This window comes from Peribacillus sp. B2I2 (assembly GCF_041261685.1).
GTDB lineage: Bacteria > Bacillota > Bacilli > Bacillales > DSM-1321 > Peribacillus.
The window spans coordinates 418,018-429,876 of record NZ_JBGCCB010000001.1 but is presented as its reverse complement, the minus strand read 5'-3'; the positions used below and the strand labels follow the sequence as shown (position 1 = coordinate 429,876).

Below are 11,859 nucleotides of genomic sequence, written 5' to 3'. Positions count from 1 at the left end.
AGACTACCTCTTCTTCCCACTGTTATGGGCTAACGCCTATTCACTTCACCGGAACTTACATAAGTTATAACGTATCCATCCCGATTTAAAAAAGGAGAGTTGACTATGAATTCATACGGATTTTATCCTTTTCCACAACAAAATGGAAATCACCAGTACTTTCAGTCTAATTATAACCCATATTTCCAACAGCCTGAACGATTTGAATATGTGCCACAGCAAGATTGGGACCTTCAGCAGGTTCAAGAAAATTCATATGGCCAAGTGCCTGACCAGTTCGATGTTGAAAGGCAGCCTCAACAACTCGAAAGAAGGGTCCGGGAACTTGAGCGGCAAAATGAGCGTCAAACGAGGGAACTCAGTCGGCAGAACCAAGAAATTACGCGGATAAATAGGGAAGTGAACCGCGTTAACCAAGAAATCACCAGGCTAAGTCAAGCCGACCAGCGACATACCAATAGGTTAAACAGGCTTAATCAAAGACTTCGGGCAGTGGAAAGAAACCTAAACATCCCCTTCTCTGCAACAGATGATGGTTTTTAATGGAGGAAATGGCAGGAGCTCATTATGGGCTCCCGCTTTTTTTATGCGCAATGCTTTTATCAAAGCCTGTTTTAATCAGTAAAATCCAGTACATGAGATTTAATCAAACGATTGATTAAATCTTTAAAGGTTCAATAAACGCCCTTGTCTAAATTACTTAAACTGATTAATCACTCCTCAAAACCATCCTCGGTTTCCCTTAACAGCCCTACCCACATCCTCCATGGCTATAAGTTATAATAGCCGCTATAAAAGCCATTTTTACGAAAGCGCGTGTACCCTTGAATTTCAGTACACCATTTTGAAGAATACCGATTCGGTCATAGAGTTTTATGATTTCACTCATATCAAGTGTCATATACAGAATTGCATTTCCTTGCCTGGCAATGCCTTTTTACATATTGATTAATTTAAAGTTTGGATTGAGGATCGATACCCACGGTCGGTTAGTCGATCAAAAGGATATCAGCTTCATGTATCAAGAAACCGCGATATTAAGTTTACCTTTCTTCCCCAAAAGCTAGATAACCTGGAGCTGAACTGCATCACATAACTCCATAAGCCGTTCCTTGGAATGACCGCCACATTATATGGGAGAACCTTGCTTTCTTCTTTAAAAACGTAGTTACGAATTACTGATGAGCCCAATAAAAAGAAAATAGGAAACAGCCACATTCCTGCGGCTGCTTTCCTATTTCCCACTAGTACTTTTAAATAAAAGGAAGTAAAAACACCCTGTCTACAACTTATCTTTCGTATCTTCATCTTCTAAATCATAATAACCATCATAACTAGCCTGATCATAGATATCGAACTGATAAACATTTTCTGGCACCAGTCCGTATTTAACACCTAGCTCCATCAAATTGATTCCTACTTCTTCCTGAATTCGATACATTTCATCTTCAGTAATGTTCAATAAGCTTAAGCCTTCTCCAGAATCAGGTTTCAAATCCGGCATTTCCAGTTTGTCTTTTAGTTTCGTTTTGTAATCCACCTTTAATGTGACCGTACCTGAGTCCCATTCATCTGCTAAACCAAGCTTTAATTCGAATTTGCCGTTAGAATAGTCTTTCTTTAAGTTAAGGTCATTCGTTTGTTTAAAGGTCCCTTTAAAAGCGGAAGGCATATTCGTGAAGTCGCCGCCGACGAAGTTAAGATTGAAATCTCTTTTGATTTTTTTCTTACCACCCTGTTCTCCGGCAATATCACTCTTCATCGAAAACTTGATTTCCACAAGCTCCTCATACTCTTCTAACTTATAAGAGGCATTAAGATTCTCTTTCCGAGTATCTTTTTTAATGGTCACATCATTTGTAATCCGGAACATAAGCTTTGGTTCCTCATCTTTTTCTGGAGTAAATGCCACGCTAAATTCTTCGGTTTTCCGATCTTTGCCATATGGAACGTTTTTGCTCCTCAATTTCATGTTGACTTGATTCTTACTGCCTCCAAAAGCAGTTGTTACTTTACGATCGATTATTTGCTCATCCTTATCAATAATCAATGTAGAAGAAAATCCTTTAGAAAAACGGAAACCCTTCGTTTCTTGCTTAGCAGCTTTTAAACCGTCCAACAATTGCCGTTTCGATTCTTTAGCATCAGGACTCCCAGCCTTTGACACCTTTTGTGCCCTAGTGACTATCATGTTATGAAGCTTTTCATCTTTTATTAAATGGTCCATGAAATCATTTACTAGGTTTTTAGTTTCCGAAGAAGATAGTTTAAGCATCACTTCCCTTACCTTCATCGTTTCGCCTTCACGTTTAAACTCCACGCCTTTTTTCATCTTAAAGTTTTTACCTTCCAAATTGTCCAACAGGAACGCCCCATATCGTTTTTGGATGTATTCCTGTTCTTTCTCCGTCAATTTCAAGTCTTGCCATTCAAGATCGGATACTTCCAAGGTTTCAGTGCCAGCATATGATGGATCGATCATCCGCATGAACTCACCATATTCATCAATATTTAAATATAAGAATTTCTCATATAAGATCGGCACCTTCAAACCGAGTCGATCCTTGGTTTGGAACATTTCTACATCCAATGCCCTTTCCTTATCGACATTCAAAGCTAATTTATAATAACCTTGATTGCTTATTGGATCCTGTTCAGTTTTGGCAGTAAGAGATGCCTGGTTAAATGATTCTTGAATCATTTCCAGGTCTTGTTCATTCGATAATGAATCCATTTCGACTTTTCCGCTTAGAGTCATCTCCGAACTTGAAGGTTCCTTCATCATTTTCTCTTGGAATTCAATTGTATCGCCATATTTATCGACCCACCCTTCTTTGGAACTCTGATATGTTTTATATTCAGAAAGAAGATACAGCTCTTTCGGGGATTTATGAAGAATAATAGCTGCGGCTGCACTCGAAAACATGATAAAGGCCAATATTGCAGTAATGATTAACGTTCTTTTCTTGAATTGCCTTTTGGTAGACCTTTCCTCGAATAGTTCTTGCCTCACCTCGGAAGCAGCTGGTTCCTTTTTTGTTATTTGTCCTTCACCCACAACAGGAGCGCCACATGATGGGCAAAATCGAGAGTCCTCGTTCAAAGGATTGCCACAAGATTTACAATTTTTCATTTTTTATGTCTCTCCCTTTTGTTACTCGTTACACCTTTTACGTGCATTAAATAAGTACAACCACGAAAAAACCACGTTCCTTGAAAAACCTGGGTCTTTACCAAACTTCTTATTTTCTGACAATTTTGAATATCAGTTTTTCAATTTCTCACCTCAAATCCATTCTATGTTAGCCTTATAGATCAACCAACTACGCGTAAGTTTCCTTACGCCCTCTGTATAAGTATGTAAATGATTCATGAGATAGTATCACAAAAATCCCTTACATAAATAGAGCGCCTCCCAGCCGTTTTAAGAGACAGATATTCCAATATAAAAAAAACAAAAAAAGAACGGGAGTAAGCTTCCACTCCCGTTCTTTCTCGATTACAACATTATCTCTTTCAACTTTTCGTTTCTTGATTCCTGTTCCTCAGAGGTAGATACGTCATACTTCTTCAATAGATGAAAAAGTTCATTCAGTGTTTCCTGCGAATTCGCTTTTTCCAGATAACGATCTAATGTTTGACTCAAAACCGTTGGTAAAAATGCCTGTTGACTCTCGAATTTCAACCTGACATCTTGCTTCGAATGATTAAGATTGCATGTACCCATATAAAATTCACCTCTCACTTGATTCTACCATGAGTATTATAGACATTACCTTGTCAATTCTTCATCCTGCTTATAGTAGTCCTCTACCTTGATGAACTCCGGCGAGGTATGTGTGGCCATGATGCCATGATAACTGATATCCAACCCGAGTTCTTCTTCTTCTTCAGTGGACCTTATAGGGAGCCCAACATTTATAACTTTAAAAACAAGCCATGTTAATGAAAAGCCCCAGATGCATAACACCACTAATCCTAATGTTTGAACACCGAGTAAATGCCATCCCCCACCTGCAAACAATCCGTTTTCAGTGGAGAAAATCCCTACCGCTATCGTACCCCACATGCCTGATGCCGCATGAACAGGAAAGGCGCCAACCGGATCATCGATTTTTCGGGCTTCCAACCAATTTGTCGCAGCTAACATAAGCATTCCAGAAACTGCTCCAATCAGTATCGCCGCCAAATCACTAACGAATGCACAGCCTGCTGTAATCCCGACAAGACCTGCAAGTGAACCATTGATGACGGAAGGTGCATCCGAGCGTCCATACCTAAATAGTGTATAAAGCAAGGTCGCCGCTCCCCCTGATGCAGCTGAGAGCATCGTGACAATGGCAATATGGCCAATTCGTCCATCTGTAGCCTGCAAGGTGCTTCCTGCATTAAACCCAAACCAGCCAAACCATAAAAGGAATGCCCCAACGGATGCCAACGGGAGATTACTTGGCAGCGAAATGGAACTGACCCCCCGTGCAGTGAATTTACCTGCTCTCGGCCCGATTACAATGGCAGCTGCAAGTGCAGAAAAACCGCCTAGCGCATGAATGACCGCCGACCCTGCGAAGTCCTGCATGCCCAACCGGCTTAACCAGCCACCACCCCATACCCAGTGACCAGCAATCGGATAGATGAATGCCGTCATCATTACCACAAAAATAAGATACGCCCGAAAATTAATCCTTTCCGCAACTGCTCCCGAAACGATGGAAATAACGGCGATGACGAATGCCCCTTGAAATAACCAAAATGCATCCATGGAAATCGTAAGGTCAATGTGCGACAAATCACCTTTTAGCAGAAAGCCGCTGGCTCCGATGATTCCAAAAACATCCATTCCATACATTAAGCCAAAACCAACGACGAAATAGCAAAGCGTTCCGATCGTGATATCGGCAAAAACCTTCATGATGATATTCACATTATTCTTCGTACGGACGAACCCTGCCTCCAATAAGGCAAACCCGCCCTCCATTAAGAGAATCATGGCTGCTGTAAGTACCACCCATATCGTATCCAAGCCAGCGTTTAACGTTTCAAGTGTCATCTTGGTGTTCCCTCCACTTTCTGCCAGGCCATTATTTCGTTAATGATGTCTGATGGTAAATTCAATTCCCGTTTTTCCGGTTCTTCTTCAAGTAAACGGATCACTTCATTTAAAAAGGCGACCTTCTGTTTTATCATCTCAATTTTTTTATATCTATCTTTAACATTCACCAAATGCTCAACGGCCTGGTGATGACTTGGAGCACGCCCTGTAAAAAAACGTTTAAATGGTGATAGGGATTGATACCAAGCTTCCTCAGCTCTTCGTTTTTGCTCATATTTATGTATTTTACTTTTGATCGCTTCAATTTCCGATTCCTGTTTGCTTTTATGAAATAGCAGTCCTTTTATCACTTCTTCAGATGAAATTTCAAAAACAACTCTACTATACAAATCGTCCCTAATATAAATGTCATATCACCTCACGTAATCGCGTTATGTTTTCTATAATTATATTAATAATTCTGAATTCAGTCAATAATTAATCAATAAAAACGATTTGTACTACATAGATTCGATTTTTACAACGCTTTTGCCTGTTCCCTTTCAATTAATCAAACGTTTGATTAATTGAATGAGCTAGTTAAACTCTTGATTTGAAAAAGAATTTAATGCGCTTCATTTCCTAGAGAAATTTGGAAGGTATAGATAATCATTTTTTCCTTACTCTAATAGGGCAGTTACAAACTAGGAGGTTCATATATGACAGTAATAAACGATGTCAAAACAACTATAGCAGGGCTGAAAAGCGCTCAAGCGAGCTTTGAAACCTTCGCCCTTTCCACAGATAATGAGCAAGCCAAACAACTATACCAACAAGCTGCCCAACAAACACAAACGATTGTGGACAGCATCACCCCTCGCATTGAAGAGATTCAAAACGAGGAACCTCAATATAAACAATAATCATTCATATAAAAAAGGTTGGTTAAAACAACCAGCCTTTTTTTATATCTTTCAATCCATAAGGGGAATAAATTTTCATTTCTTTTTCTATACCATCGTTTTTAAATGTTATTCCTTGGTTTAATCACAGCACTGGTACTGACAATACTCATACAATGGGGTGGTTTATAATGCTTACGGGGCATCGCACTTGGGTGTTTGATCAAAAGCCTGTCATCGTCTCCACAGGAACCGTTGGCGGTCCATTTGAAGCAGACGGTTTGCTTGCGGATGATTTCGATCTTCTCCATTCCGATTTATGGATAAATCAAGATACTTATGAAAAGGCACATAAAGTCTTATTGGAAGAAGCGAGTACAAAAGCAATCGAAAAGGCGGGTCTTCAGAAGGAACAGATTCAATTTTTCCTTGGAGGCGACCTTATCAATCAAATAACCCCTACGAGTTTTGCCTGTCGTACACTGGGAACACCTTATCTCGGCTTATTTGGTGCTTGCTCCACCTCCATGGAGGGACTGGCTCTTGGTGCATACCTTGTCAATACCAAAGGGGCAGATTACTTATTGACAGGAGCATCAAGTCATAACGCCGCAGTAGAAAAGCAATTTCGCTACCCAACAGAATACGGAGGGCAAAAACCTCCAACAGCCCAATGGACCGTTACGGGGGCCGGCGTGGCTTTATTAAGCAGCGCTGGGGAAGGCCCAAGGGTCACTTCAGCTACGATAGGCCGTGTCATCGATATGGGATTGACTGATCCTTTCAATATGGGAGGCGCCATGGCCCCGGCCGCTGTGGATACGATTGAAGCCCATTTAAGAGAACGGAACCTAGACCCATCCTATTATGATTTAATAGTGACCGGGGATTTAGGAAAGATTGGACATGAAGTTTCTCTGGAATTATTTAAGAAACATGGTACTCCGATTAAAGAGGAGCAATATAAAGATTGCGGTTTAATGATATACAGGGATGGTCAACCTGTCCTGTCCGGGGCAAGTGGCCCTGGATGTTCCGCAACTGTTGTTTATGGTCATTTGTTAAATCGCATGAAAAAGGGAGAGATAAAACGGTTGCTCGTCGTGGCTACCGGTGCCTTGTTATCTCCCCTATCCTTTCAACAAAGTGAGACGATTCCCTGCATTGCCCATGCCGTATCGATTGAATATGAATGAATGACAACCATGATTCACTCGTGTAATCGGGTCATATAAGGGTTGAAGTGCCTGCTCATTCGGATGAACATTCGCGGCTGCGGACATTGTTTTCGGGAGCGTTAACGGATGCGGAAAAGCATGGATTGATCGGTTGTTGTCACTGGCACGATTGAAGTAACCAGTGCCAGGAAAAACAGCCTCGGAGTATTACAAGCCATTATATTTAGATCCAAAGGATAAGGAGGATCCCTTGTATGACGATAGCTTCAAATGTAAAACAATGTGTCTCTAGCCTTAAAGGAGTTGAAGCAGGTTTATCCAGCTTAGCACTCCGGACTCAAGATGATGAATCTAAACGCATCTTGCATGAAACGATGCTGGTGGTGAATGAAGTTATGAAGGATGTACAGAAGCGTGTGGGAGAATTAGAACGGGAAGAACCACAATATAAAGGTTTTTAAATATACTGATCAAGCAGGAGGTGTTTGGTAATGCCGGGTTGGATAGAAATTGTTTTGCGTTCATTATTCTTTTTAATTGTTCTCTTTGTGATCACAAAAGTGTTAGGAAAAAAACAATTGTCCCAGCTCTCCTTTTTTGAATATGTAACGGGTATAACCATCGGTAATGTTGGGGCAGAATTAGCTACAAAAGTTGAGGGCAATATTATACATGGTGTACTGTCCATTCTTGTTTTTGCCATAGCACCTTTCATTGCAGGATCAATATCCCTAAAAAGTAAAACTTTCCGTGATCTTGTGGAAGGAAAAGCATCGGTTTTCATCAAAGATGGGAAAGTCATGGAAGATAATTTAAAAAAAGAGAAATATACCATTGATGAATTGTTAGGGTTGCTCCGAAAAAAGGATGTCTTCGATATTTCTGAAGTTGAGTTTGCCTTATTGGAAGCCAACGGGGATTTTTCCGTAATGTTAAAGAAGCAAAATCAACCTATAACAGCTAAGGACCTTAACCTGTCAGTGGCTGCAGTAAAGGAGCCACAAACCATCATTATGGACGGCAGCATACTCGATGAACCACTTTCCACGATTGGACTGAACCGAAATTGGCTACATACTGAACTGGATAAGTTAGGGGTAATCCTCGAGAATGTTTTTCTTGGTCAAGCTAATTCCAACGGGGAATTAACTGTGGACCTTTTTGATGATAAACTTAAAGTTCCTTCTTCTCAAGAAAAACCACTTATGCTCGCGACCTTGAAAAAATGCCAAGCGGACTTAGAGTTGTTTGCACTTGGAACTGAATCAAAGGAAGCTAAAGAGATGTTTAGCAAAAATAGCGAAAAGCTGCAAAAGGCAATAGATGACGTAGCCCATATCTTACGGAACTGATTATATATTCATTTCCTCACTTTCATAAGCGAAGTGATCAGTCCAATGATGACGATCGTCACACATGAAAAAAGAAAAATTTCGATACCTAAAGTGAATGCTGCAGCTGAAATGATGAGTGTATCTATGATGATAATGGCCAAAGCAATATCTATGTAGGAAGATTTGGAGATGATTTTGGCTAACATATCCGTTCCACCGCTGCTTGTCTCATATCGAAGCATGAGCCCTATGCCCATCCCAATGATGGCTCCGCCAATCAAAGAGCTAGTTAGTATCGAAAGGGATAAGACTTTTTTCAATGGATTTAGCCAATCCATAAAAAGGGATGTCAAAAGTAAACCGTGAATGCTGCTATAGAAAAAGGACCTTTCATAGTACCAGGCATATAAAAATATAGGAATACTTAGGATCAACATGGATAGCCCTGTTTGAAAACCAAAGAAATAATGAAGAATGAGTGCAATTCCAATAACGCCGCCATCTATTAAATGATGAGGCACTAAAAAACCATTGATTCCAATAGCCACCAAAAAGCTACCAACAATTACAGCCACTGCTTTTTGAAAATTAATAAAATCACCTTACCTCCCAATCATATATTCCTTAATATATGTCCAAGTCAGAGCGTCAAGAATATACATGCAAAAAAAAAACCCCTCACTTTACTTCAATTTAACTACGTGAAAAAGGCCCCGGTCATTCAGACCGAGACCTACAGTTTGTAGACAGGGGTTCGGAAAACATATCTTTCATTATTCCCGAACAAACTGACCCAAAGCAACACCTTCAACTCCTCAGGAACGGATTCTATCTAATCGTTATATCAAAGTTGATTGGAGAGAAAGGTACGAGACTCCTGCGGGAAAAGCCCGTCTAGGAAGACACAGGCGGAAAGCGAGTGCCTGAAGCGGAAATCAATGTCCAAATTGTACAAGCCCTAAAAAAACTGTAGGCCCGGTCATTTAGACCGGGCCCCATTTCCTTATTTCAACTCTAATAACACTACATTTTCAACATGTGTAGTCATTGGGAACATATCGACAGGTTGGATATCAACTGCTTTATATCCGCCTTCTTCCAAGATATGAAGATCACGCGCTAGAGTGCCTGGGTTGCATGATACGTATACGACTTTGTTAGGTTTCATCTCGATGATCGTATTCAGAAGGGATTCTTCACAACCTTTGCGAGGCGGATCCACTACGATGACATCCGCAGTGTTACCCTTTTGATACCATTCAGCAATAACGTTACCTGCATCGCCAACAATGAATTCGGCATTGGAGATTTCATTCAATTCAGCGTTGCGGCGTGCGTCTTCTATCGCTTCTTCCACTACTTCGACACCGATTACTTTTTTCGCTTTTTTAGCTAAGAATAAAGATATGGTTCCAATGCCGCAATAGGCATCTATCACCGTCTCTTCACCCGTTAGCCCTGCATAGTCAAGGGCTTTATCATAAAGGACTTTCGTTTGGTCTGGATTGATTTGGTAGAAGGACTTTGCTGAAATCGCAAATTTCACATCACCGATCATATCATGGATAACTTCGTCGCCCCACAGTAAAGTCATTTTATCGCCTAAGATAACGTTCGTTTTCTTGGAATTCACATTTTGAACAATGGATTTCACTTGTGGAAGACGTTCAACGATTTCTTTAACGATGGTTTCGATGAAAGGGATACTATTCGTTCTTGTAACGAGAACAATCATCAATTCACCTGTTTGCTTGCCATAACGGGCCATGATGTGCCGCAATACACCTTTATGTGCCTCTTCATTGTAAGCAGGGATACCAAGTTTACTGAAGATCTCTTTAACAACCTGAACGGCTTCACTGATCACTTCATTTTGGATTATGCTTTCTTTCGTTTCAACAATTTCATGTGTCCGCGGTTTGAAGAATCCCGCTATTAGCTTGCCATCCTTTTCACCAACAGGCACTTGCGCTTTATTGCGATAATGGGTTGGATTCTCCATCCCGATGATCGGGTGAACCTTTACATCCTCAAGCTTCCCTATGCGTGTCATCACTTCACGTACTTGCTTTTCCTTGAATTTCAACTGTCCTTCATAGCTCATATGCTGCAGCTGACAACCACCGTATTTATGGAAATCTTCAGTCGTGACCTCAACCCGGTATGGACTATTTTCTATAATTTCCATCAAGCGTCCGAAGCCATAACCTTTATTAGCCTTCATCACTTTAATTTTTGCCTTTTCACCAGGAAGGGCGTTCTGAACAAAGATCGGGTAGCCATCAACTTTAGCCACTCCAGCTCCTTCATGTGTTAAATCTTCAAATAAAACCTCTATAATATCATTTTTAGCAACTGGTGCTGTTTTTTTCATATCATCTTCTCTTTTCTTTTTTATGCTAGCCTGTATTTTACCACAATCGAGGCCTCGCCACAAAACCACTCACCAATTTACATTGGTTTTCATAAAAATATAGTGGAAGGAATTACGGATTTTTCATAGTTCCATGTATAAAAGTTCAATAAAAAAAGAAAAATAAGGAAAAAAGAAGAGGTGAGGAAATGGGTTTATTTAACTCTATATCAGCCTGGAACGCTACAAGGTTAGAAAAACATCGAGCAAGTATGGAGGAAAAAGGCCTCTGTCCAGATTGTTACGGACGAGGATATAGCTCCTTCGTACCTACGGAATATCATTTTTCCGATATACACGACTGTCCTGGCTGTAATGGTACCGGTGATTACTCTGATTGGGCCGCCATGAATGGGCAGCAAATGTAATCGCATACATTGCAAAATTTCAAATCAATAAAAAGGACCCCCTGTTAAACAGGAGGTTCTTCTATTTCCTTTACCATATAGCCAAATTCATGGCCGCCAATCGTAATGGTTTTCATTTCTTTATAACCTAATCTGCTATAGAGACGATTCGCCCCTTCATTTTCATATTCAACGACTAAAGAAACCCTTGGATATCCCTTATGTTTAGCGTATCCCTCAACATACTGAATCAGTGCACTACCAATTCCTTTTCCTTGAAAATCCGGGTCAACGCATAATGTATCCAAATAAAAGTCTTTCATTTCCGCTTCTTTATCGAGCGTAACGCTTGGGTCTTTCATTTTCATCCTTAATTGTTTCACTATCGGTTCATCCAAGCTTTCTGCATCCTTACCATGGTAAGCAATGATCAATCCAGATACTTGTCCATCATGTTCACTTACGAACGTATTTTCAAAACTGATCCGATTTCCACTTTTTCTGAACAACTCGGCTAGAACGGTTAGGATTCTTTCTTCTTCCGTTTCACCTGTCAAAACCTCTGCAATTTCCTTAATCGCTAACCGGGTCAAAACGGCTGCCTTGTCCGCATCTTCCGGTGTCGCTTTCCTGATATACATGTTTATACATAC

13 protein-coding genes are annotated in these 11,859 nt (G+C 40.5%); 5 read left to right on the top strand and 8 right to left on the bottom strand.

The window, feature by feature from the left end:
• Nucleotides 1–105 precede the first annotated feature (105 nt).
• A complete protein-coding gene (locus ABIE66_RS02135) occupies nt 106–543 on the top strand; it encodes a hypothetical protein (protein ID WP_370013712.1) in 438 nt (145 codons plus the stop codon).
• A 208-nt stretch (nt 544–751) separates the two neighbouring features.
• Here the strand turns inward: ABIE66_RS02135 and ABIE66_RS02130 are convergent, their stop codons facing one another.
• The 5 genes from ABIE66_RS02130 to ABIE66_RS02110 all read right to left on the bottom strand — a co-directional run bounded on the left by ABIE66_RS02130 (nt 752) and on the right by ABIE66_RS02110 (nt 5,442).
• Entirely contained in the window at nt 752–889 is a 138-nt protein-coding gene (locus ABIE66_RS02130; RefSeq protein WP_370013711.1) for a hypothetical protein, read from the bottom strand.
• A 393-nt stretch (nt 890–1,282) separates the two neighbouring features.
• Complete coding sequence (locus tag ABIE66_RS02125; protein ID WP_370013710.1) at nt 1,283–3,133, bottom strand: zinc-ribbon domain-containing protein; 1,851 nt, start codon at nt 3,131–3,133, stop codon at nt 1,283–1,285.
• Nucleotides 3,134–3,499: 366 nt separating this feature from the next.
• The gene (locus ABIE66_RS02120) at nt 3,500–3,727 is read right to left on the bottom strand and encodes a hypothetical protein (RefSeq protein ID WP_370013709.1); all 228 of its coding nucleotides are present in this window, start codon (nt 3,725–3,727) and stop codon (nt 3,500–3,502) included.
• Nucleotides 3,728–3,772: 45 nt separating this feature from the next.
• Nucleotides 3,773–5,050: an ammonium transporter gene (locus ABIE66_RS02115; RefSeq protein ID WP_370013708.1), complete on the bottom strand. Its 1,278-nt coding sequence runs from the start codon at nt 5,048–5,050 to the stop codon at nt 3,773–3,775.
• Nucleotides 5,047–5,442, bottom strand: coding sequence for a hypothetical protein (locus ABIE66_RS02110; RefSeq protein ID WP_289323500.1), 396 nt, complete (start codon nt 5,440–5,442; stop codon nt 5,047–5,049). The genes ABIE66_RS02115 and ABIE66_RS02110 overlap by 4 nt, the downstream gene beginning before the upstream one ends.
• 309 nt (nt 5,443–5,751) lie before the next feature.
• Here ABIE66_RS02110 and ABIE66_RS02105 point away from each other — a divergent pair, with 309 nt between their 5' ends.
• The 4 genes from ABIE66_RS02105 (at nt 5,752) to ABIE66_RS02090 (ending at nt 8,464) form a co-directional block, all read left to right on the top strand.
• Nucleotides 5,752–5,955 (top strand): DUF1657 domain-containing protein, encoded by a 204-nt coding sequence (locus tag ABIE66_RS02105; protein ID WP_057278507.1) that lies wholly within the window; start codon nt 5,752–5,754, stop codon nt 5,953–5,955.
• Nucleotides 5,956–6,125: 170 nt separating this feature from the next.
• Nucleotides 6,126–7,130 carry a stage V sporulation protein AD gene (spoVAD, locus tag ABIE66_RS02100; RefSeq protein ID WP_289323499.1) on the top strand — a complete coding sequence of 335 codons (1,005 nt, stop codon included), beginning with the start codon at nt 6,126–6,128 and terminating at the stop codon, nt 7,128–7,130.
• 236 nt (nt 7,131–7,366) lie between these two features.
• Entirely contained in the window at nt 7,367–7,573 is a 207-nt protein-coding gene (locus tag ABIE66_RS02095; protein ID WP_076372773.1) for a DUF1657 domain-containing protein, read from the top strand.
• Nucleotides 7,574–7,603: 30 nt separating this feature from the next.
• Nucleotides 7,604–8,464 (top strand): DUF421 domain-containing protein, encoded by an 861-nt coding sequence (locus ABIE66_RS02090; protein WP_370013707.1) that lies wholly within the window; start codon nt 7,604–7,606, stop codon nt 8,462–8,464.
• Between the two features lie 8 nt (nt 8,465–8,472).
• Here the strand turns inward: ABIE66_RS02090 and ABIE66_RS02085 are convergent, their stop codons facing one another.
• The 3 genes from ABIE66_RS02085 to ABIE66_RS02075 form a co-directional block, all read right to left on the bottom strand.
• A complete protein-coding gene (locus ABIE66_RS02085; RefSeq protein ID WP_370013706.1) occupies nt 8,473–8,994 on the bottom strand; it encodes a YitT family protein in 522 nt (173 codons plus the stop codon).
• A gap of 455 nt (nt 8,995–9,449) precedes the next feature.
• Nucleotides 9,450–10,820 (bottom strand): 23S rRNA (uracil(1939)-C(5))-methyltransferase RlmD, encoded by a 1,371-nt coding sequence (gene rlmD / locus ABIE66_RS02080; protein ID WP_289318216.1) that lies wholly within the window; start codon nt 10,818–10,820, stop codon nt 9,450–9,452.
• 451 nt (nt 10,821–11,271) lie between these two features.
• Nucleotides 11,272–11,847, bottom strand: coding sequence for a GNAT family N-acetyltransferase (locus ABIE66_RS02075; RefSeq protein WP_370013705.1), 576 nt, complete (start codon nt 11,845–11,847; stop codon nt 11,272–11,274).
• Between the last annotated feature and the right edge of the window lie 12 nt (nt 11,848–11,859).